This window comes from Cystobacter fuscus (genome assembly GCF_044360685.1).
Lineage (GTDB): Bacteria > Myxococcota > Myxococcia > Myxococcales > Myxococcaceae > Cystobacter > Cystobacter fuscus_C.
Genome location: NZ_CP043491.1, coordinates 8,807,386 through 8,828,829 on the forward strand (window position 1 = coordinate 8,807,386; position 21,444 = coordinate 8,828,829).

At 68.8% G+C, this 21,444-nt stretch carries 19 protein-coding genes and 6 tRNA genes; 2 read left to right on the forward strand and 23 right to left on the reverse strand.

The genetic code is table 11. From position 1 onward, the window contains the following. The gene (locus F0U63_RS36040) at window positions 1-1,209 is read right to left on the reverse strand and encodes a tRNA-uridine aminocarboxypropyltransferase (RefSeq protein ID WP_395837227.1); all 1,209 of its coding nucleotides are present in this window, start codon (window positions 1,207-1,209) and stop codon (window positions 1-3) included. 51 nt (window positions 1,210-1,260) lie between these two features. Here F0U63_RS36040 and F0U63_RS36045 point away from each other — a divergent pair, with 51 nt between their 5' ends. Beyond that, on the forward strand, window positions 1,261-2,010 hold the full coding sequence (locus F0U63_RS36045; RefSeq protein ID WP_395837229.1) for a 16S rRNA (uracil(1498)-N(3))-methyltransferase: 750 nt from the start codon (window positions 1,261-1,263) through the stop codon (window positions 2,008-2,010). Between the two features lie 3 nt (window positions 2,011-2,013). On the opposite strand, the gene F0U63_RS36050 is transcribed toward F0U63_RS36045, so the two are convergent. The 15 genes from F0U63_RS36050 to F0U63_RS36120 form a co-directional block, all read right to left on the reverse strand. Then, window positions 2,014-3,264 carry a DUF2914 domain-containing protein gene (locus F0U63_RS36050; RefSeq protein WP_395837231.1) on the reverse strand — a complete coding sequence of 417 codons (1,251 nt, stop codon included), beginning with the start codon at window positions 3,262-3,264 and terminating at the stop codon, window positions 2,014-2,016. A 74-nt stretch (window positions 3,265-3,338) separates the two neighbouring features. Continuing rightward, window positions 3,339-3,659 carry a Grx4 family monothiol glutaredoxin gene (gene grxD, locus F0U63_RS36055; RefSeq protein WP_395837233.1) on the reverse strand — a complete coding sequence of 107 codons (321 nt, stop codon included), beginning with the start codon at window positions 3,657-3,659 and terminating at the stop codon, window positions 3,339-3,341. Between the two features lie 15 nt (window positions 3,660-3,674). Then, window positions 3,675-3,932, reverse strand: coding sequence for a BolA family protein (locus F0U63_RS36060; protein WP_002624860.1), 258 nt, complete (start codon window positions 3,930-3,932; stop codon window positions 3,675-3,677). Beyond that, entirely contained in the window at window positions 3,932-4,477 is a 546-nt protein-coding gene (locus tag F0U63_RS36065; protein WP_395837235.1) for a YqgE/AlgH family protein, read from the reverse strand. The genes F0U63_RS36060 and F0U63_RS36065 overlap by 1 nt, the downstream gene beginning before the upstream one ends. 73 nt (window positions 4,478-4,550) lie before the next feature. Continuing rightward, window positions 4,551-5,000, reverse strand: coding sequence for a response regulator (locus F0U63_RS36070; protein ID WP_002624862.1), 450 nt, complete (start codon window positions 4,998-5,000; stop codon window positions 4,551-4,553). Between the two features lie 107 nt (window positions 5,001-5,107). After that, the gene (locus tag F0U63_RS36075; RefSeq protein WP_395837237.1) at window positions 5,108-5,917 is read right to left on the reverse strand and encodes an ABC transporter permease; all 810 of its coding nucleotides are present in this window, start codon (window positions 5,915-5,917) and stop codon (window positions 5,108-5,110) included. Continuing rightward, entirely contained in the window at window positions 5,914-6,798 is an 885-nt protein-coding gene (locus tag F0U63_RS36080) for an ABC transporter permease subunit (RefSeq protein ID WP_395837239.1), read from the reverse strand. Before F0U63_RS36080 ends, F0U63_RS36075 begins: the two co-directional genes overlap by 4 nt. After that, window positions 6,798-8,495, reverse strand: a complete 1,698-nt coding sequence (locus tag F0U63_RS36085) for a peptide ABC transporter substrate-binding protein (RefSeq protein ID WP_395837241.1) — start codon at window positions 8,493-8,495, stop codon at window positions 6,798-6,800. The genes F0U63_RS36080 and F0U63_RS36085 overlap by 1 nt, the downstream gene beginning before the upstream one ends. 107 nt (window positions 8,496-8,602) lie before the next feature. After that, complete coding sequence (gene lon, locus F0U63_RS36090; protein ID WP_395837243.1) at window positions 8,603-11,026, reverse strand: endopeptidase La; 2,424 nt, start codon at window positions 11,024-11,026, stop codon at window positions 8,603-8,605. Between the two features lie 233 nt (window positions 11,027-11,259). Continuing rightward, complete coding sequence (locus tag F0U63_RS36095) at window positions 11,260-13,302, reverse strand: prolyl oligopeptidase family protein (protein ID WP_395837245.1); 2,043 nt, start codon at window positions 13,300-13,302, stop codon at window positions 11,260-11,262. Between the two features lie 108 nt (window positions 13,303-13,410). Further along, window positions 13,411-14,697 (reverse strand): ATP-dependent Clp protease ATP-binding subunit ClpX, encoded by a 1,287-nt coding sequence (gene clpX / locus F0U63_RS36100; protein ID WP_071897261.1) that lies wholly within the window; start codon window positions 14,695-14,697, stop codon window positions 13,411-13,413. A gap of 208 nt (window positions 14,698-14,905) precedes the next feature. Continuing rightward, window positions 14,906-15,523 carry an ATP-dependent Clp endopeptidase proteolytic subunit ClpP gene (clpP, locus tag F0U63_RS36105; protein ID WP_395837248.1) on the reverse strand — a complete coding sequence of 206 codons (618 nt, stop codon included), beginning with the start codon at window positions 15,521-15,523 and terminating at the stop codon, window positions 14,906-14,908. A gap of 38 nt (window positions 15,524-15,561) precedes the next feature. Next, window positions 15,562-16,842 carry a trigger factor gene (gene tig, locus F0U63_RS36110; RefSeq protein WP_395837250.1) on the reverse strand — a complete coding sequence of 427 codons (1,281 nt, stop codon included), beginning with the start codon at window positions 16,840-16,842 and terminating at the stop codon, window positions 15,562-15,564. Between the two features lie 116 nt (window positions 16,843-16,958). Next, window positions 16,959-17,040, reverse strand: a tRNA-Leu gene (locus F0U63_RS36115). Window positions 17,041-17,157: 117 nt separating this feature from the next. Beyond that, a tRNA-Lys gene (locus F0U63_RS36120) sits at window positions 17,158-17,230 on the reverse strand. A gap of 290 nt (window positions 17,231-17,520) precedes the next feature. Between F0U63_RS36120 and bet the strand changes: the two genes are divergently transcribed. Beyond that, window positions 17,521-18,609, forward strand: coding sequence for a phage recombination protein Bet (gene bet / locus F0U63_RS36125; RefSeq protein ID WP_395837252.1), 1,089 nt, complete (start codon window positions 17,521-17,523; stop codon window positions 18,607-18,609). A gap of 57 nt (window positions 18,610-18,666) precedes the next feature. Here bet and F0U63_RS36130 read toward each other — a convergent pair. From F0U63_RS36130 to rph, 7 genes are all read right to left on the reverse strand, one after another. Then, a tRNA-Arg gene (locus tag F0U63_RS36130) sits at window positions 18,667-18,740 on the reverse strand. 20 nt (window positions 18,741-18,760) lie between these two features. After that, a tRNA-His gene (locus F0U63_RS36135) sits at window positions 18,761-18,834 on the reverse strand. Between the two features lie 126 nt (window positions 18,835-18,960). Beyond that, the gene (gene map, locus F0U63_RS36140) at window positions 18,961-19,737 is read right to left on the reverse strand and encodes a type I methionyl aminopeptidase (protein ID WP_395837254.1); all 777 of its coding nucleotides are present in this window, start codon (window positions 19,735-19,737) and stop codon (window positions 18,961-18,963) included. Between the two features lie 105 nt (window positions 19,738-19,842). Next, window positions 19,843-19,916: transfer RNA gene (locus F0U63_RS36145), tRNA-Arg, on the reverse strand. 37 nt (window positions 19,917-19,953) lie between these two features. Beyond that, window positions 19,954-20,027, reverse strand: a tRNA-Pro gene (locus F0U63_RS36150). A 63-nt stretch (window positions 20,028-20,090) separates the two neighbouring features. Further along, window positions 20,091-20,699 (reverse strand): RdgB/HAM1 family non-canonical purine NTP pyrophosphatase, encoded by a 609-nt coding sequence (gene rdgB, locus F0U63_RS36155; protein ID WP_395837256.1) that lies wholly within the window; start codon window positions 20,697-20,699, stop codon window positions 20,091-20,093. Window positions 20,700-20,703: 4 nt separating this feature from the next. Further along, window positions 20,704-21,420 (reverse strand): ribonuclease PH, encoded by a 717-nt coding sequence (gene rph / locus F0U63_RS36160; protein WP_395837258.1) that lies wholly within the window; start codon window positions 21,418-21,420, stop codon window positions 20,704-20,706. Window positions 21,421-21,444 lie beyond the last annotated feature (24 nt).

A 21,444-nucleotide genomic window follows, 5' to 3' on the forward strand; every position in this document is an offset into this window, starting at 1 on the left:
CTAGTTGCCCCCACCCCGTTCCGGAGGGACGTGGCCCTGGGCCATGGACCGCCGGGCGGGGGGCTCGGTGGCCCGGCCCCGCTCCGCCAGGGCACGGACCACCGCCTCCAGGGCCGCGATGCGCCGGCCAGCGCGCCCCCGGGCCCAGGGCTCGATGCGAGGCGCCCCCAACAGCTCCGCCGCCTGTTCCACCCCACCCGTCTTCTGCTTGAGCGCCCGCGCGCTCGCGAGCCGCACGTTGACCGCCTCGGGCACGGGGAAGCCATCGCGCCGCAGCAGATCCAACGCGAACATCGTCCACACCGCGAGCTTGTCCCCCGGGCGCAGGAAGGCCTGGAAGCGTGCGAGGCCTGAGTCCACGGACTCGCCCGCGAGCAGCTCCGCCTCGGACAGCTCCACGTGCAGGGACGTGCTGCGCGCGAGCGGCTGGCGCGGCGCGAGCACCGCCTCCAGGCGCTCGCCGGTGGAGGGACGCACCGCCACCAGGTGCGCGAGCTCCGAGGGGAGGTTCTCCTCCTGGGGGTGAGCGTTGGCCTCGGCGTAGAGGAGCACCAGGTGCTCGAAGTCCTCGGCGATCGAGCGCAGCTCCAGGGGCGGACGCCAGGGGGCCTTGTAGAGGCGCTTGCGCCCCGGGCCCTCGCGCGTCGACTGGCGCTCGAGCTGCGTGTCCACCATGAAGTCGAAGGCGCCGAGCAGCGTGTCGAAGCGCTCCTGGCCGCCCTCGAGCAGGCCCAGCACCTCCACCACGGCCTCGATGGTGGAGACGCAGTGGTCGGCCGGCTCGGCGCGGATGCGGTAGTTGCTCGGGCGGCGCGGGACGAAGCCGATGCGCGGCAGGCCCGCGAGCAACGGGTTCGTCTTCACCAGCTTGCGCGCGAGCGGCCAGGTGCCATCCACCACGATGAGCGTCTCGGGGGGATTCTCCCGCGCCTCGTCGAGCGACATGGCTTCTTCGCCGGGGAAGAGGACGGCGACGCGCTCGGGACGGGCGGCGAGTTCGGTGAGGCGGGAGTGGCCGGAGAAGTCCACGCCCACGTGCAGCTCGGAGTTGGGAAGGGCCAGGTGCGCCATGCGGGCGGTGCCGATGGCCACCCGCCGCTCGCGGGGGTGCTGGAGGAAGACGACGTGGGTGCGCGAGTCCACCCGGGGCACGCGCGCGCAGTAGCACGTGGCCTGGGGGCGGAGGCACCGCAAACAGAGAGAACGCACCCCCGCGCTTTATCGGCCCCCGGGAGCCGCGGCAAGGTAGGACAAGAAACCGTGAACCTGCTCCTCCTCCATGACTCGGATTTCCTCCCCGACGGCACCGTCCAGATGACGGGCCGCCGCGCCCAGCACGCCCGCGAGGTCCTCCGCGCCGAGCCTGGCGAGACGCTCCGGGTGGGCCAGCTCGGCGGGCTCGTGGGCACCGGAGAGGTGCTGGAGAACACCCCCGGCCTGCTCCGCCTGCGCGTCTCCCTCACCGAGCCGCCCCCTCCCCGAGCGGGCGTGGATCTGCTGCTCGCCATCCCCCGCCCCAAGGCCCTCAAGCGCGTGCTGCCCGCCGTGGCCCAGCTCGGCGTGGACCGCGTCGTGCTCGTCAACGCCGCCCGCGTGGAAAAGAGCTACTTCGACTCCAAGGTGCTCGAAGGCGACTTCGTCGCGGAGCTGCTCCTCCAGGGCCTCGAGCAGGCGCGCGACACCCGGCTGCCCGAGGTGCTCGTGCGCGAGCGCTTCCGTCCCTTCATCGAGGACGAGCTCGACGCCCTCTTCGGCACCGAGGCGCTCCGCCTCCTGCCCCACCCGCCCGCGCCCGAGCCCCTCTCCCGCGTGGGCGTCCAGGCCGCGCCACGCGTGGTGCTCGCCGTGGGGCCCGATGGCGGCTGGGTGCCCTTCGAGGCCGAGCTCCTGTCCCGGCACGGCTTCCGCCCCTTCTCGCTCGGGCCGCGCATCCTCCGGGTGGAGACCGCCGTGCCCGTGCTCCTGGGACAGCTCGCCCTGTTGAGGGCGGAGGCGCCCCACCCGGCCTGAGCCTCAGCCCGCCGTCACCTTGAACTCGCGCTCCTGGGTGGAGGCATCGGGCGTCACGGTGAAGGACAGCCGGCCCACCTCCCGCCCATCCTCGGTCTCCAGCGACACGCGCCAGTCCCCGGCCCGGGGCGCCGTCAGGTACGCGAACGTGCGGAAGCCTCCATCCCGCCCGCCCTGCCCCAGGTACAGGCCCCCGTAGGTGTGGAACTCCGTCCAGCCCTTCCTCGGATCGTCGTACTCCCAGCGCAACAGCAGCCGCGTGCCCTTGTCCCCCGGGTACTGGGGCTTGAAGCTCGTGGGCGCGAAGATGCTGGCGAAGAAGTAGACCCGATCACCCGGGCGCGCCCGGAAGTCCTGATCCCCGCGCGCCCAGGGCCTCCACCCTCCGCCCTCGTGCAAGAGCCGGTAGTCGCGGCCCCGAGGCCCCTTCACCACCTGCACGTCGTGGTAGATGCCGCTCGCGAGCAGGGACAGGGGCACCGGGGGAATCGCCTTGAGCGCGTACAGGCCCAGCAGCACCGCCTGCACGCCCCACCCCGGCACGAGGATGTGCCACCACGGGTGTCGGCCCTCGCTCCTCCGGCCATGCACCACCACCGCCAGCGCGCCCATCACCGCGGCGGACAGGCCCGCGGCCCACAGGAACAACATCCCGCTGTAGTAGCCGCGCACCACGGGCAGCAGGTACGCGAAGTACGAGGTGAGGCAGAACGCGTAGAGCCCCACGCGCACCACCGGCCCCCGCGCCCGGAAGCGTGGCAGCTCGTTGGCCACCAGCACCCCGAAGACGCTCGCGAGGAACAGGAACGACGTCAGCCCGGAGGCGCTCTTGAAATAGAAGAGCGTGTAGGGACTCAGCAGGCCGCCGAGCAGGAAGTGCAGCGCGTCCTCGCGAAAGCGCCACACCCGGGCCAGCCCACGAGGGGGCGCGGCGCCCTCCCGCCAGCGCAGCTCCAGCCACAACAGCCACCCCAGCACGGCGAGGAACAGCCCCTGCTTGGTGAGCGTGAATCGGTTGTCGATGCGCGGCAGCGTGAGGATGTCGTACGCGAAGCTCGCGAAGAACAAGAGCGCCAGCTCCGCCTTCGCGTGGCGGGCCCGGAAGGCCCGGAACCGCTCCACCCACGAGGGCGCTTCCTCCCGCGCTTCCGGCGGCGCGACGAGCCCCAGGGGACCCACGGGCGAGGACCCGCAACCCTCCGGCTCGAGCGCCTCGGCGTTCTCTTCACTCAGTCGGGGGGCGGTCGAGGCCACGTCGGGTCCAGAACCTCTGCGTCGCGGGGGTGCTCGGGCCCTCTCGCGTCAGCACGAGAGGGCCTCGGGGAGACTCAGGCCGGGCTCTTGCCCGCCACCATCTCCGCCAGCTCGCCGCGCTCCTCCAGCTCCATGAGGATGTCCGAGCCACCCACGAACTTCCCGTGGATGTACACCTGCGGAATGGTGGGCCAGTTGGAGTAGTCCTTGATGCCCTGGCGCACCGCCGGGTCGGCCAGCACGTCCACCGTGTGCACCTCGCCGTGCTGCTGCAGGATCTGCAGCGCGCGCGCGGAGAAGCCGCACTGGGGGAAGAGCGCGTTGCCCTTCATGAACAGCACGATCTTGTGGTTCTTCACTTCAGCGTCGAAACGGGCCTTGAGCTCGGGGGACATCTCTCTGACTCCTGGTTATCGGGACCCGAGCTTCTTCCACTGCTCGGGCGAATAGGTCTTGAGCGCCAGCGCGTGCAGCTCGCCGGACTTCAACCACTGCTGCAGCGGCGCGTATACCAGCTGGTGCTGCTCCACCATGGACTTGCCGGCGAAGGACGGGCTCACCACGCGCGCCTCGAAGTGGTCTCCCGTACCGGTGGTGTCGTTCACGTCCACCTCCGAGCCGGGCAGCGCGCCGAGAATCCGCTCGCGGATGAAATTCGGATCAAGCATCAGTTCAGTCCCTTCCCCTTGAGCAGCATGGCGGGATCCACCCCCATGCTCTTCAGGGTGCTGTCCCATAGCAGACCCGGGTCACCTTCGAGCACCGGACGCGCGGACGCCTCGGCGAAGAGCCAGGCACCCGAGGCCAGCTCGTTCTCCAACTGGTGGGGACCCCAGTTGGCATACCCCAGGCAGAAGCGCAGGTGGGCCGACGGGTCCTTGAGCAGGGGGCCGAGCGTGTCCAGGGTGAGGCTCAGGTAGAGCCCGGGCACCACCTCGTGCTTCTCCGTCACCTGCTCGTTGTTGTGCAGGACGAACCCCCGGTGGTTCTCCACCGGGCCGCCCATGAAGACGGGCTGCCGGGAGCGCTCGGGGGCGATCGCCAGGGACTGGTTCTTGGCCAGGTCCCCCAACGTCAGGGAGGCGCCCCGGTTGATGACCAGGCCCATCGAGCCCGCCTCCCCATGCTCGAGCATGAGGACCACCGAGCGCCGGAAGTTCGAGTCCGTCAGTTGTGGCATCGCCACGAGGAGGCCAGGAACGAGTGTCTGCACAGAGGGAAGTTTCCGCCCTTCCCCCTCTCGGCGCAACCCATTCGTCCCCGAGGCCCATGCCCGGGCCGCGGGCCTAGTGCCAGCTCTTGTGCTGGGACTGGAGCGCCTGGGCGAGCTTCTCCGGGTTGAGGGGCTTGCCGATGAACAGATCCGCCCCCAGGCCCTTGCACTTGCGGGCCATGGACGCGTCGCTCATGGCGCTCACCCCGATGAGCACCGACTGGGGGAACTTCTCGCGCAGCCGGGCCATGAGGTTGGTGCCGCTGCGGCCGGGCAGGAACACGTCCACGATGGCCGCGTCCATGCGCTTGTTGCGCACGGCGAACTCGGCCTCCTCGGCGCTCCCCACGGGAAGGGCCTCGTAGCCCCACTGGCTCACCAGCTCCACCAGCAGCTCGCGGTGCGCCGGATCGTCCTCGACGATCAGGACCGAGCCCTTGACCTGTTCCAGCTTGAGGTTGTCGTCATCCCGGGTCCGGGCGTGACCCGTGGCGATGGGAAGCTCCTCGTTGACGGTGGACATGGCAACCTTCGCTGAAGTGAAAGAGTTCATTTGACAGGCAACGGATGCATCCGGGCCTGGGATTCCACATTAGGCACTGCCTTTCGGAACCGCCTCCCCCCCCGGGGCTAGACGCGGCGCGTTCCCGCCCCAAGTCCCTGGGAAGCAAGGGAGGCGCCAAGCACCACCAGCACCAGGAGTACCCACGCGGGTAGCACCACGCGTGCACCTCCTTCGTAGATGAGCGCGGCATAACTCGTGCCGAGGTAGCGGCCGAGCGACATGGGCTCCATCCGGGCGATGCCGAAGAAGCTGATGGTGGATTCGGTGAGGATCGCCGTGGGCAGGCGGCTGAGGAAGACGGCGAGCACGAAGGGGCGCAGGGCCGGCCAGAGGTGGACGCGCAAGAGGTGCCCCCTTCCCGCGCCGAGCGCCCGGGAGGCGGCGACGAATTCCTGGGCCTCCAGGGTGGCGAGCCGGTTGCGGAACATGCGCGCCGGCCCCGCCCACCCCACCAGCGCCAGCGACATCACCATCAGGCCGAAGGGGCCGAGCCCGCCCGCCTGCCCGGCATCCAGGAGGGACTGACCGGCGAGTTGCAGCACCATCACCACCAGCACGTCCGGCAGGGCGAAGAAGGCATCCACCCCCCGTAGGATCTGATGCTCCAGCCAGCCCCCGGCGGCCCGGGCGCTCATCGCCACCCCGAGCCCCACCGCGGTGGACACCGCCCCGGCCGTCAGCCCCACCACCAGGGAGACCCACAAGCCCCCGAACGCCAGCTCGCACACGCTCTGGTCCGGGTGGGAGGGGTCCATGCCCAGGGGGCAGGTGTGGGACAGGGCCTCGGGAAACATCCGGCCGGCCAGCCAGCTCGCGAGCCCCAGGCCCACGAGCAGCACGAGCCCGACCCAGGCCCTCGGGGGAACGCGGCTCATGAGGAGACCTCCCGCGCGCGGGGATCCACGAGCAGGCGCACGACCTCCACCGCCAGGCCGACGACGACGAGCAGCGAGGCGAACACGGTGGTGGACACCACGACGACGGCCACCTGCTTCTGCAACACGGCGAGCACGTAGAGCTGGCCGAAGTAGGGCAGGCCGAAGACGCGCTCGGCGGCGAAGGAGCCGGCGAGCAGCGCGGTGGCCACGGGGCCCACGGCATCCAACAGGGCGGGCAGCACGTTGGGCAGCACATGGCGCCAGAGCACGGCGCGGGGAGACAGGCCCTTGCCGAGCGCGGTGCGCACGTAGTCGCGCGCCATTTCCGTGTCGAGCGCGTCCGCCACCAGGGTGCCCAGGAAGATGCCGGGCCACACGGAGATGACGAGCGCGGCGCAGAGCTCGGGCAGCAGGTGACCGCGCTCCACCACCTCGGGGGCGAGCAGCAGCGCGGGGATGAAGACGGGCGTGCCGAAGGCGATGGCGGGCAGCACGTCGGAGAGCACGGCGAGCCGGCCCCGGCGCCACCTCGCCCGGAACAGCGCGTAGGCCAGGGCCCACCCGAGCGCGAGCACGAGCGCCACCAGCCCCACGCCCACGCTGCCCGACAGCTTCCACGCCAGCTCATCACCGGTGACGCCCTGGGCGCTCGTGCCCAGGCGCTCGCCGCGCACGAGCTTCTGCCATGGCCTGAGGAAGCCGAGCGGCTCACCCAGGCCGAGGTCGCGGCGGTAGGAGGCGAGCACCTCGGCCGGCACCTGCCGCTTGGACTCGTCCTCGCTCGTGAGCGGCAGCGCGGCCATGAGGAAGTAGGACGCGAGCGCCACCACGGGAACGAGCACCACTTGCCGGCCCAGGCGGACGAACACGGGAGACATCAGCGCGCCTCCACGGTGGGCCCGGCCCGGCGCAAGTCGCGCAGGGACAGGAAGTTGAAGGGGTCCACGTCCACGCCGTGCAGGAAGGAGCGGACCCGGAAGTAGCGGTCCGGATGGTAGAGCGGCGCGATCACCGCCATCTCGTCGAGCAGCAGCGTCTGGGCCTGGGAGTACAGGACGCGCGCCCGGGCGATGTCGGCCTCGGCGTCGGCTTGATCCAGCAGCGACTCGAAGCGGGCCATGGGCTCGCCTCCGCGCTGCGTCTCCCAGCCCGTCTGGTGCAGACCATTGCGCTCGAAGAGGGTGAAGAAGGTGTTGGGGTGCGCGTAGTCCGCCCCCAGGCGGCGCAGGTAGAGATCATAGGACCGAGGACCCGCGGGCGTGCGGCGGGCCACCTCGGCGGAGTAGTCCGAGCGCGCATCCAGCGTCACCTGGATGCCCACCCGGGCGAGCTGCGCGACCAGGCGCTCGGCGATGGCCGTCTCGGGCACGAAGGAGTCCCCCGCCCGGTAGACGAGCCGCAGGGGCCGATCGAGCCCAGGCACCCCGGCCAGCACTTCCCGGGCCCGCTCGGGCGCGAAGTCGGGCAGCCGCGCCGCCTCCTCGGGCGTGGCGGCACCGGGCAACTCCGGGGGCAGCAACTCATTTCCGGGTCGCGCCCGCGGCAACAGGCCCTTCATGAGCGCCTTCCGGTCGATGGCCTGGGAGATCGCGCGCCGTACCTCGGGCCTGTCCAGCGGCGCGCGCTCGGTGTTGAAGGCGAGGAAGTAGGTGGAGAGCAGCGGCTCGCGCTGGAGATCCGCCGGAGGCTTGCCCTGGAGCGCGAGGGCGCTGTCGACGAAGACGAAGTCCACCCGCTCCCGCTCGTAGAGGGCTGGGCCCACCTCGGACTTGAGCAGGGTGAGCACGGGGACGATCTGCTCCCCGGGACCGAGCGGTGGGGAGAAGGCCGAGTGCGGGTTGTGCACGAGCCGCACGCGCTCCCCCGCGCGATCCCACGTCTCGACGCGGTAGGGGCCGAGCGCGAGCGGGTGTCCGTCCCGGGGCCGATCGAAGTAATCCCGGATGCCCTCCTCGCTCCGGCCCGCGAGCACCGCCGAGGGCACGGGGAAGAAGAGGTAGACGTTGGCCAGACGCGAGAGGAAGTAGCCCCGGGGCCGGCTCAGGGTGACGCGCAGGGTGTGCACGTCCATCGCCTCGACCCCGGTGCGCGCGAGCGCGGCCTGGAGCTGCTCGGCCGGGGCGCGATTCTCCTGGAGGGCGAGCACCTCCTCGGCGCCGGCGAGGTCCGCCATCTCTCCGCGCTCACGGCCCTGGAGGGCGCGGTGCCAGCCCATGACGAAGTCCTGGGCGACGAGTGGAGAGGTGCCATCGGACCAGCGCACGTCCTCGCGCAGGTGGAAGGTGTAGACCTCCTGGCCCGAGTCGTTGACGAAGCGCTCCCAGCGCGTGGCGAGCCCGGGCTGGACGGAGTTGTCCGGCGCGAGCGTGGTGAGGCCGCGCTGGGTAGCGAGCATGACGGGGTAGTTGGCCCAGTTGATGGGATCCGAGTAGCTCCAATCGAGGGTGGTGGGCATCGAGGGGACGACCACCTTGACGCCCGGCTCGGGCTGGAAGCCACAGCGGCCGCAGCCCGCGGCCACGACGAGCAGCGCGAGCAGCAGGGCGGAGGAAGGAGAGCGCGCGAGGGGAGCCACGGAGCCGGGGTTGTACCGCGTCGCTGGAGGGGAGTGGAAAAGACCACGGGCCCCAGGAGACGAGTCCTGGAGCCCGCGGGGACGACACAACCTTCAGGCCGGGGCCCTTACACCGCCGCCGTGGGCTCCACGGTGACCTTGGCCGGCTCCTTGCGGCCGAACTCCTCGGGCTTCTCCAGGACGAGGGCCTCGCGCAGCACGTCGTCCACGAACTCCACGGGGACGATTCTCAGCTGGGCGCGGATCTTCTTGGGGATGTCCTTGAGGTCCTTCTTGTTCGCCTTGGGGATGAGGACGGTCTTGATGCCGGCGCGGTGCGCGGCGAGCGTCTTCTCCTTGAGGCCGCCGATGGGCAGCACACGGCCGCGCAGGGTGATTTCACCCGTCATGGCCACATCGCGGCGCACCTGGACCTTGGTGAGCGCGGACACGAGCGCGGTGCACATGGTGACGCCGGCGGACGGGCCGTCCTTGGGGATGGCGCCCTCGGGCAGGTGCACGTGGATGTCGTAGTTCTCGAACATCTTGCGATCGATGCCGAACTTGTCCGCCCGCGTGCGCACGTAGGACATGGCGGCCTGGGCCGACTCCTGCATCACCTCGCCGAGCTTGCCGGTGATGATGAGCTTGCCCTTGCCGGGCATCACCGTGGCCTCGGTGGTGAGGATCTCTCCGCCCAGCTCCGTCCAGGCCAGGCCCGTGACGATGCCCACCTGATCCTCGCGCTCGGCCATGCCGTAGCGGAAGCGCGGGGTGCCCAGGTACTTCATCACCAGCTTGCGATCGACGGAGATGTCGCGCTTGCCGTTCTTGAGCACGTCCCGGGCGATCTTCCGGTACACGCCACCCACCTCACGCTCGAGCGAGCGCACGCCGGACTCGCGCGTGTAGCGGTGGATGATGGTGCGCAGGGCCTCGTTGGTGAAGTCGATCTTCAGGTCCGAGACGCCGTTGGCCTCCTGCTCCTTGGGCAGCAGGTAGCGCCGCGCGATGTTGAGCTTCTCCGGCTCGGTGTAGCCGGCGATGCGGATGACCTCCATGCGGTCCTGGAGGGGACCGGGGATGTTGTGCATCGTGTTGGCGGTGCAGATGAACATCACCTTGGACAGGTCGTAGTCGAGGTCCAGGTAGTGGTCGTTGAAGTTGTGGTTCTGCTCGGGGTCCAGCACCTCCAGCAGCGCCGCGCTCGGGTCGCCACGGAAGTCGGTGGACATCTTGTCGATCTCATCGAGCAGGAAGACGGGGTTGTTGCTGCCCGCCTTCTTGAGCGACTGGATGAGCTTGCCGGGCATGGCGCCGATGTACGTGCGCCGGTGGCCGCGGATCTCCGCCTCGTCGCGCACGCCGCCGAGCGACAGGCGCACGAACTTGCGGCCGGTGGCGCGGGCGATGGAGCGCGCCAGCGACGTCTTGCCCACGCCCGGAGGCCCCACGAAGCAGAGCACGGGGCCCTTGAGCTTCTTCACCAGCTGCTGCACCGCGAGGTACTCGAGGATGCGCTCCTTGGGGCGCTTGAGGCCGTAGTGGTCCTCGTTGAGCACGCGCTCGGCCTCGACGACGTCCAGGCGATCCTGGGTCTCCTCGTACCAGGGCAGGCTGATGATCCAGTCGATGTAGTTGCGCACGACGGTGGCCTCGGCGCTCATCGGGCTCATCATCCGGAGCTTCTTGAGCTCCTTCTTGACCTTGAGCGTGGCCTCCTTGCTCATGCGCTTGTTCTTGAGCTTCTCCTCGATCTCCTGGATCTCGTTCTTGAACTCGTCGCGCTCGCCCAGCTCCTTCTGAATGGCCTGCATCTGCTCATTCAGGTAGTACTCCTTCTGGGTCTTCTCCATCTGCTTCTTGACGCGCGTGCGGATCTTCTTCTCGACCTGGAGGATCTCGATCTCGCCCTGCATCAGCTCGTAGAGCTTCTCGAGCCGCTTGGCGGGGCTCTCGGTCTCGAGCAGCGCCTGCTTGTCGTTCAGCTTGAGGGAGAGGTGGGCGACGATGGTGTCGGCCAGGCGCGCCGGGTCATCGATGCTCGCCACCTGCATGAGCATCTCGGGCGGGATGCGCTTGTTGAGCTTGACGAAGGCCTCGAAGACCGAGTGCACGCTGCGCACGAGCGCCTCGAGCTCCACGGACTTCTCGCTGACCTCCTCGACGTCCTCGACCTCGACCATGAAGAAGGCGTCGTTGGGCTGGAAGCGCTTGACCTTGGCGCGGCGCACACCCTCCACGAGCACCTTCACGGTGCCATCGGGCAGGGGCAGCAGCTGGATGACGTGGCCGATGGTGCCGAAGTGGAAGATGTCCTCGGCGGTGGGGTCGTTCGTCTTCGCCTTCTTCTGGGCGGCGAGCAGGATGACGGCCTTGTCATCGGGACCCTTGTGGGCCATCGCGTCCTTCAGCGCGGCGATGGACTTCTCGCGGCCGACGAACAGAGGCACCACCATGTGCGGGAAGACGATGATGTCCCGCAGCGGGAGGAGCGGAATCGTGCTGCCGCGCTTCTGGGCATCCTTCTTGTCGTCTCGTCCGAAGAACATGTATTCGCCACCTGCCTGCTTGCCACCCTGGGCAGCAAGCCCCTGTAAAAGTTTCCCGCACGGACACCCAGAGTCCAGGCGGGGTGAAGCCGGCTTCTATAACACGCCGATTCTAGCGGCCGTTCCCTGGGTGAAAGATGGGGAACGTTGTCCTGCGAGCAAGGGAACACCCCGCCATCCCCGGGTGTCCGGTCGCTGCTTTGGCGGCCCCAGGCTCTTTTTTCGCCGAATGATTAAGGAGCCCATGTAACGCCCAGGGTGCCGGAGAGAAAGGCATAGAGATCCACGCTGGACTCGATGGATTTGGCCACCTGATCCGAGCCGCCGTGGCCCGCGTTGGCCTCGATGCGCAGCAAGGCGGGCGCCGGGGAGCCCGCCCCCTGCACGGCGGCCACGAACTTCCGGGCATGCAGGGGATCCACCCGGTCGTCGTGATCCGCGGCCATCATCAGGAGGGCGGGGTACGCCGTGCCCGGCCGCACGTGGTGGTAGGGCGAGTAGGCGTGAATCACCTGGAAATCCGAGGGGTTGTCGGCGGTGCCGTACTCGGGGATCCACGTCTTGCCGCTGCCGAACAGGTGGTAGCGCACCATGTCGAGCAGCGGCACCTGGCACACCACGGCGCCATAGAGTTCCGGGCGCTGGGTCATGGCGGCCCCCACCAGCAGGCCCCCGTTGCTGCCCCCGGAGATGGCCAGGCGGCCCGGGCGGGTATAGCGCTCGCGGACGAGGAACTCGGCCACCGCGTGGAAGTCGTCGAAGACGTTCTGCTTGCGGTGCAGGCGGCCGGCCTCGTGCCAGGCGGAGCCGTACTCCCCTCCCCCGCGCAGGTTGGCCACCGCGTACACCCCGCCCGCGTCCAGCCACGGGAAGATGCTGGCGCGGAAGGACGGCAAGAGGCTGATGTTGAAGCCGCCATAGCCGGTGAGCAGCACGGGCCGCTCACCATCGCGCTTCAGGTCCCGGCGGTGCACGAGGAACACGGGCACCCGCGTGCCGTCGTTCGAGCGGCAGAAGGCCTGCTCGACGGTGTAGCGCTCGGGCTGAAGGGGCAGCTCCACCCGGGCCCAGGTCTCCACGCGCCCGGTGGACACGGACGTCTTGTAGACCTGGGGGGGCGTGACGAAGGAGCTGAAGACGAACCACGCCTCGTCCCGATCCTCCAGTCCATAGAGGTTGCTCGCGGCGCCCACGCCGGGCAGGGCCACGTCGCGCACGGGCTCGCCCGTAAGCGTCAGCAGGCGCACCCGGGTGGTGGCGTCCTGGAGGTACTCGAGCGCCAGGTGCCCGCCCACGATGTGGAGGCCCTGGAGCGAGGCCACGGAATCCTCCGGGACGAGTTCCTTCCAGTCCGCGCGCCCGGGCCGCTCCGGCTCCACCCGGAAGACGCGCTGGCGCGGCGCGCCCTCGTCGGTGAGGACGTAGAAGACGTCGCGCCAGACGTCGAGCGAGTACTTCGCCCCCTCGCCCTTCACGAGCAGGCGGAAGTCCTTCTCCCCCACCCGCTTCCACCAGATGTCGTTCTCGCTCCAGCCGCGGGTGACGTAGACGAAGAGGTACTGGCCATCCCGGCTGACGTGGCCGTTGAGGAACGTCTTGGGGTCGCCGGTGCGCGGGTGCACCACGGGATCCGCGTCCGGAGGCGTGCCCAGGCGGTGCAGGCGCAGCTCGGTGTAGCCGGGCCGCTCGGCCACGGGGATGGAGGGGTCCGTGGGCAGCCACGCGTAGTAGAAGGACGCGCTGTCCGGCGTCCAGCTCGGCGAGGCGTACTTGGCCCCGGGGATGACGTCCACCTCGCTCCACGCGCCCGAGTCCACATCCAGCACATGGAGGATGGCCTCGTCCGCGGCGTTGGGCTTGCGGGTGAAGGCCAGCTTGCGCCCGTCCCACGAGGGCGACCACAGGCCGAGCGACACCGTGCCGTCCGCGCTCCAGGTGTTGGGATCCAGCAACACCCGCTCCTCGCCCTTGTCGCCCTCGCGCCAGTAGAGGACGGCCTTCTCCTTGTCCTTGTGGGTGCGGACATAGAAGTAGCGCTCGCCGCGCACGGCGGGCGCGGACACGGACTCCACGTAGAACAGCTCGGTGAAGCGCCGGCGCAGGGCGTCGCGGCCGGGCACCCGGGCGAGGTGCTCGCGGGTGAAGGCGTCCTGGGCGCGCATCCACGCCTGGACCTCCGGGGAGCGCTCGTCCTCCAACCAGCGATAGGGGTCGGGCACCGGCACGCCGTGCAGGGTGTCCACCACCGCCTCGGTCCTCGTGGGCGGGTAGTTCATTCCGGGCGAGTCTCCTTCCAATGACGGCGCGGGCAAGACAACGCCCCCGGCACTCCCACGCGGGTGCGCGGGAGGGGCGGGGGCGTTCGGGGAGTCACGCGGACTCCGTCAGGCGCTTTCCTTCTTCGGCTCGGGCTCCTTCTCCTTGTTGTCCTGGGAGTGGAGCACCACCGGCTCGCTCTTCTTGAGGATGACCTCCTCGGAGATGACGACCTCGCGGGCCGTCTTGCGCGAGGGCAGCTCGTACATGACGTCCAGCATGGCCGTCTCCAGGATGGAGCGCAGGCCGCGGGCGCCCGCCTTGCGGCGGATGGCCTCGGAGGAGATGGCCTTGAGCGCCCCGTCCGTGAACTTCAGCGAGATGCCGTCCAGGTCGAAGAGCTTCTTGTACTGCTTGGTCAGCGCGTTCTTCGGCTGGCTGAGGATGTTGACGAGCGCCGGCTCATCCAGCTCCTCGAGCGCCGTGACGATGGGCAGACGGCCGATGAACTCCGGAATCATGCCGAACTTGAGCAGATCCTCCGGCTCCACGTGCTTGAGCAGCTCGGTGAGGTTGCGCTGGCGCTTGGACTGGATGTCCGCGCCGAAGCCGAGGCTGCGCCCGCCCAGGCGCCGCTCGATCACCTGCTCCAGGCCGCCGAAGGCGCCGCCGCAGATGAAGAGGATGTTCGTCGTGTCCACCTGCAGGAACTCCTGCTGCGGGTGCTTGCGGCCCCCCTTGGGCGGCACGTTGGCGATGGTGCCCTCGATGATCTTCAGGAGCGCCTGCTGCACGCCCTCACCCGACACGTCGCGGGTGATGGAGGGGTTCTCCGACTTGCGCGCGATCTTGTCGATCTCGTCGATGTAGACGATGCCGCGCTGGGCGCGCTCGATGTCGTGGTCCGCCGCCTGGAGCAGGTTGACGATGATGTTCTCGACGTCCTCGCCCACGTAGCCGGCCTCGGTGAGGCACGTGGCGTCGGCGATGGTGAAGGGCACGTTGAGGATGCGCGCGAGCGTCTGGGCGAGCAGCGTCTTGCCGCTGCCGGTGGGGCCGAGCAGGAGGATGTTGCTCTTCTGCAGCTCCACGTCGTCCATGGCGACCTTGGACTCGATGCGCTTGTAGTGGTTGTGCACCGCCACGGAGAGGGCCTTCTTGGCGCGCTCCTGACCCACCACGTACTCGTCGAGGATGGCCTTGATCTCACTGGGCCGCGGGATGCGCAGCTTCGTGTCCTTGGTCTCCTCGCGGTCGATCTCCTCCGCGATGATGTCGTTGCACAAGCCGATGCACTCGTCGCAGATGTAGACCGTCGGCCCGGCGATGAGCTTCTTCACCTCTTTCTGCGACTTGCCGCAGAACGAACAGCAGAGGGATTGGTTGTCTCGCTTCTCCACGTTCTTGCCCGCCATGTAAGCCCTCGCTGCAAACCGCCTGGAGGTGCGCTCTCACCGACCAGCCCGCTCCCCCTGCCCACGACCAATCTAGTCAGTCCCCTTGGGGGGCGTCCACGCACCTGTGGGATACTTAACGCCCCCGAACCGCTGGCGCCGGAAACAAAAGCCGGAGACGCGGTACGTCATTCCCGCGGCTCCGGCTCGAGACTGCCTGGAAGGTGTCCTACTTGCGCTCGCCCGGGGGCAGGAGGCTCTTCCGGGGGTTCTGCACCTCGTCGATGATGCCGTAGGCCTTGGCCTCGGAAGCGCCCATGAAGTAGTCGCGATCCGTGTCCTTTTCGACACGCTCGATGGGCTGGCCGGTGTGCTTGACGATGAGCTCGTTGAGCTTGGCGCGCATCCGGAGGATTTCCTTGGCCTGGATCTCGATGTCCGTGGCCTGGCCGCGCACCCCGCCCAGGGGCTGGTGGATCATGATGCGCGAGCTGGGCAGGGCGTAGCGCTTGCCCTTCGCCCCGGCGAGCAGGAGCACGGCGCCCATGGAGGCCGCCTGGCCCACGCAGATGGTGGACACGTTGGGCTTCACGTACTGCATCGTGTCGTAGATGGCGAGGCCCGCCGTCACCGACCCGCCGGGCGAGTTGATGTAGAGGTTGATGTCCTTGTCCGGGTCCTCGGACTCGAGGAACAGGAGCTGGGAGACGATGACGTTGGCGACGTCATCGTCGATCTCCGTTCCCAGCATGACGATCCGGTCCTTCAGGAGCCGGCTGTAGATGTCGTACGAGCGCTCTCCGCGGTGGGTCTGCTCGATGACATAGGGAACGGGCATGAAGGGCATGGCAACCTCGGGAAGGAGAGCGTGGAACGAAAAGACGCCTAGGAATACTTCGCCTGGGCCTTGAGGAATTCAATCGTCTTTTCTTCGCGGAGTCGCAGGCTCAACCCCTGACGCTCCTCGGGCCCCTTGAAGTACTTGCGGACGACGTCGATGGACTGGTTGGCCTCCTTGGCCAGCTCGGCGATCTTCTTCTCCACGTCCTCGTCGGTCGTCTTGAGGTTCTCCTTGAGCGCGATGGACTCGAAGAGCAGCGCCCCGCGCACCTCCTGGAGGGCCTCCTCGCGCAGCTCCTCGCGCAGCCGGGCGAAGTCCAGGTTGAGCCGGCGCGGATCCATCCCCATGCGGGCCATGGCGCGCAGCCGCTGCTCGAGCATCTGATCGATGGTGCGCTCCACCATGGACCGGGGCACCTCGAACGCGTTGCGCTCGACGAGCGCCTTGATGAGGGCCGCGCGCTCCTCGCCCAGCACCCGGTTCTTCTTGTTGATCTCCAGGTCGGAGCGGATCTTCGTGCGCAGCTCCGCGAGCGACTGCGTCTCGCCCGCCTCCTTGGCGAAGTCGTCGTTGAGCTCGGGGATGATCTTCTTCTTGAGCCCCTTGACGTGGAACTTGAAGTGGGCCGTCTTGCCCTTCACGTCCTCGACGCGGTAGTCGGCCGGGAAGGTGTAGTCCAGCTCCCGGGTCTCGCCCACCTTGGCGCCCTCGAGCGCCGCCACGTTGGACTCCACCAGCTCACCGGGAGCCAGCTCCACCGTCACGCCCTCGGCCTTGCTGCCGGGGAACTCCTTGCCGTCCACGAGCGCCTCGTAGTCGACAGTGGCGAAGTCGCCCGCCTGCGCGACGTCCCGGCCCTCGACCGCATCCAACCGCGCCATGTTCTGGCGCAGCTGCTCCAGGCGCTCGTCCACCTCGGCGTCCGTCACCTGGGAGTCCACGCGCGTGAGCGGCAGGCCCTGGTAGTCCTTGGCCTCCACCTGGGGCTTGACCTCGACGCGGGCCTCGAAGGTGAAGGGGGCGTTGGTCTTCAGGCCCGAGTTGTTCGTCACCTGGGGAGGAGCCACCGCCTCCACCTTGTGGTCGCGCACGGCCTCCAGCCAGGCGCTCTGCACCACGCGCTGGATGACGTCGTCCTCCACCCGCTCCCGGAAGCGCTGCTCGAGGATGCGCCGGGGCACCTTGCCCTGCCGGAAGCCGGGCAGCTTCACCTGCTTGCCCAGGGCGGAGTACGCGCGGGTGAGTTCCTCGGCCACGCGGGCGGTGTCGACCTCGATGGAGAGCTTCTTCTCGATGGGAGAGAGCTCCTCGACCTGGACCTTCATGTGATGCCTCGCTCGCGCCGGCCCCCAGAGGGCGCCGACGTGTCGGATGGGTGAAGAGATGTGGGGGTCCGCGTTTAGGAGATAGGACAGGCCCGGTCAACGCGAAAGGGCCAGAGTGGGCGAGGAGGGACTCGAACCCTCACACCTTGCGATACCAGATCCTAAGTCTGGCGCGTCTACCAGTTCCGCCACCCGCCCGGGTGCGCTGCCATGCCCCCGCTCCGGCCAACAACCCGGAGTCCGGCACCGGCCATCCAGGGAGCGGGGAAAAAGAAACGGGGCTCCCTCATCTCTGAGGGAGCCCCGTTTTGTCGTTGAGAGCGGAGGGAATCGAACCCACAACCTATGGATTAAGAGTCCATTGCTCTACCAATTGAGCTACGCTCCCGACCTTCCTGCTTGCGTCGCCGAGCGGTTCGTCACCGCGCGTCGACGGGGACGGCTTGTACGTTTCCACGCCGCCCACGTCAAACTCTTTTTTCGTACCCCGTTGCGCCCCCGTTGCACGCCCGCCCGGGCCCCCCGCGCTCCCCTGTCCGCCCTCCGGCCGCCCTCGAAGAGGCCCTGAACATCCGTACAGCCGGACGGATAGAATGACCTTGCTACAGGGTTGAATCAGTCCCGAGCGCGGGCGGACGGTGGTCGTCCGCCCTTTTCGAAGGCGGAGAAGAAGCGGCAATGGAAGCGCACAACAAGGTGGAAACGACGGCCGGACAGTGGAACCCCGAGCGCGTGGAGCTCATCCGGCGGACCATCTGTCCCCGAGGCATCGGGGACGACGAGTTCGCCCTCTTCATTGAACAGTGCAAGCGCTCCGGGTTGGACCCGTTGCTCAAGGAGGCCTTCTGCGTGGCCCGGCGACAGAACGTGGGGAACCGGGAGCGGCCCAACTGGGTGTCCCGGCACGAGTTCCAGCCCTCGGAGGCGGGGATGCTGGCACGCGCCGAGCGCTTCCCGGACTTCCGCGGCATCCAGGCGAGCGCGGTGTACGCCGAGGATGACATCATCGTGGATCAGGGCAAGGGCGAGGTGGTGCACCGCTTCAACCCGGCCAAGCGCAAGGGCAGCCTGGTGGGCGCCTGGGCGCGCGTGGTGCGCGACGCGAAGCTGCCCGTGGTGGTGTGGCTGGACTTCGCGGGCTACGTGCAGCAGACACCCCTGTGGTCGAAGATTCCCACGACGATGATCGAGAAGTGCGCGCGCGTGGCGGCGCTGCGCAAGGCGTACCCCGAGGCCTTCGGCGGCCTGTACGTGCGCGAGGAGATGCCGGCCGAGGAGTTCGAGGCCCCGAACGAGCCCGTCGCCCCGGCGGCACCGGCCAACTACGAGGTGCTCGGCACGCGGCCCGGTCCGGTCAAGGCGTCCTTCCCCACCTCCGCGCGCGAGGTGCGCGAGGAGAAGGAGCCCACGCCCGCGCTGGTGGTGGAGCAGGCCAGGGAGAAGGAGCCCGCGCGTGAGCCCGAGCCTACGCCGGAGCCGGTGAAGGCCCGCCCCGCTCCAGCCGCCGAGCAGGCGAGCACGAGCGAGGCCCCGCCCGCGAAGCTCAAGAGCGCGTCGGTGGTGGTGGCGTTCGGCAACAACAAGGGGAAGATGGCCTCGGAGCTCAGCGACGAGGAGCTCGCCGAGACCATCGATCTGGCGCACGAGAAGCTGATGGAGCAGCCCAAGGCGAAGTGGGCCCGGGCGATGCGCGAGAACCTCGCGGCGCTGGAGATCGAGGCGGAGCTGCGCTGCCGTGTTCCGGCGGCGAACGACGCCAAGGCCTGAAGTGTGAAGTGAAGAAGTCCCCGGCGCGGCGGCACCCTCGACGAGGGGGTGCTGCTGTGCGCCCAGAGGGACTTGAACCCCCAACCCTCGGCTTCGAAGGCCGATGCTCTATCCAGTTGAGCTATAGGCGCGGGAAAGAGGGTTTCAGGTGGGCGGCCAACCGGGATCGAACCGGTAACCTCAGGAGTCACAGTCCTGCGCTCTAACCAGTTGAGCTATGGCCGCCATCACGGGCGAAAAACCGTGCTGAAACGCGGGGCTTCCCTACCGTGGAAACCGCCCGGACACAAGCCCTTTGTCGCGAGGGCACGCTTGGCCCCTTTCGCCGGGCGAGGGAGCAAGGGGTCCAGCTCAGCGGCGCGTGAGAATCACCGGACCCTCACCCGTGATGGCCACGGAGTGCTCGACGTGGGCGGCGAGCCGGCGGTCCTGGGTGACGGCGGTCCATCCGTCACCGAGTATCTCGATGTCCTCCGCGCCCGCGCTGACCATCGGCTCGATCGCCAGCACCATGCCCCGCTTGAGCCGGAGCCCATGGCCGGGCGAGCCGAAGTTGGGGACCGCGGGGGACTCGTGCATGAAGCGCCCGATGCCATGCCCGCTGAATTCCTTCACCACGGAGAAGCCATGCTTCTCGACGTGGCTCTGCACGGCCCAGCCAATGTCCTCCAGGCGATTGCCATGGACGCAAGCGGCGATGGCCTTGTCCAAAGCCTGTCGCGTCACTTCAATCAGCCGGCGCGCCTCCTCGCTGAGGGTTCCAACCCCGATGCTCCGGGCCGAGTCAGCGCAGAAGCCTCCCTTGTAACAGGCGAAATCGATCCCGATGACATCCCCGTCCTCGAGAATCACATCCTTCCTCGGGATGCCGTGGACCACCACCTCGTTCACGGAGGTGCAGATCACCGCGGGGTACGGGGGCAGGCCATGCGGCGCGTAGCCCAGGAACGCCGAGGTCGCTCCAGCCTTGGTCATCACCTCGTTGGCCACCTCGTTGAGTTCCCACGTGGACACACCAGGGCGGCAGGCTGCCTCGACCGCATCGAGCACGTCCGCGACAATCAAGCCGACCCGCCGCATCTTGGTGAGGTCTTCGGCGGTCTTCAGGGTGATGGAGGAGGAGCTCATGAGCGCTCACGCACATTCCAGGACTGTCGTTTCGACGAGTGATTGGAAAAGCGAAGGGGTTGGAATCCGAGGGACTCATCCCAGGAATTCCAACCCCTAGAGGTACGCGCCAGGCGGGACTCGAACCCACGACCCTCGGCTTAGAAGGCCGATGCTCTATCCAGCTGAGCTACTGGCACCCAGGCCGTATGAGACCCAACGTCCAACCCAACGATATCGGGGCGAGAGGATTCGAACCTCCGACCCCCTGCGCCCAAGGCAGGTGCGCTACCAGGCTGCGCTACGCCCCGATAAGACGGCCATTCTTGCTGCATCCGAACCGGACGCGCAAGGACAACCTTCCTGACGCCTGCTCACCTTCCAACGGTTCCGCTTCCGGCCAGTGCCAGCAGGCGGGGCTTCATCTTCGAGAAGGCCGCGCCCCGGTGCGACACCGTGGCCTTCTCCTCCGACGTCAGCTCCGCCAGGGCCCGCCCTCCGGGCAGCTCGAAGACCGGATCATACCCGAAGCCGTGCGAGCCCCTCGGCGCGTGGCCGATCCGGCCCTCGCAGCGGCCCACCTCCACGAAGGACGTCTCCGAGCCGGGAAGCGCCAGGCACAGCGCACAGACGAACGCCGCGGTGCGCCGCTCGTCGGCAACCCCGGATAGCTCCGCGAGCAACTTCTCGTAGCGCGCGCGATCATCCCCCTCGGCATAGCGCGCCGAGTGCACGCCGGGACGGCCGCCCAGGGCATCCACGCACAGCCCCGAGTCATCCGCCAGGACGGGCAGCCCGCTGGCCTCCGCGTAGGCACGGGCCTTCTTGCGGGCGTTCTCCTCGAACGTGGCGCCATCCTCCACGGGCTCGGGGATGGGGGGCAGATCCTTGAGGGACACCACCTCCACGGCATCCCCCACGAGGCCGCGCAGCTCGCGCAGCTTGCCTTGATTGGTGGTGGCGAAGAGCAGACGGGGCTTCATGCGCTCAGGCTCCCAGGACCTTGGCCTGCGCCTCGGTGAGCTGGCGGATGGCGGCCAGCCCCGCGTCCAGCATGGCGTCCAGCGTCTTGCGATCGAACATCTTGTGCTCGGCGGTGCCCTGGACCTCGACGATGCGGCCGTCCCCCGTGGCCACCAGGTTCAGGTCCACGTCGGCCGAGGAATCCTCCTCGTAGTCCAGGTCCACGCGCACCTCGCCGTTGACCACGCCCACGGATACCGCGGCCAGGGGCAAGAGCTTGGGCATGGTCTTCATCACCCCGCTCTTGTGCAGCTTGCGCAGGGCGAGCGCCAGCGCCACGTAGGCCCCGGTGATGGAGGCGGTGCGGGTGCCTCCGTCCGCCTGGAGCACGTCGCAGTCCAGGGTGAAGGTGCGCACGCCCAGGCCCGGCAGGTCCACCGCGGCACGCAGGGCGCGGCCGATGAGCCGCTGGATCTCCAGCGTGCGTCCGGTCTGCTTGCCCTTGGCGGCCTCACGCTGGGTGCGGGTGTGCGTGGAGCGCGGCAGCATGCCGTACTCGGCCGTCACCCAGCCGGAGCCCTTGCCCATCAGGTGCGGCGGCACCCGATCCTCCACCGAGCACGTGACGAGCACGCGCGTGTGGCCGAACTCCACCTGGGTCGAGCCCTCGGCGTGCAGGGTGATGCCAGGGGTGAGGGTGACGGGGCGCAAGTCCAACGCGCCTCGGTTGAAGGACCGCATGGGGAGACTCCTCGCAACGGGGGG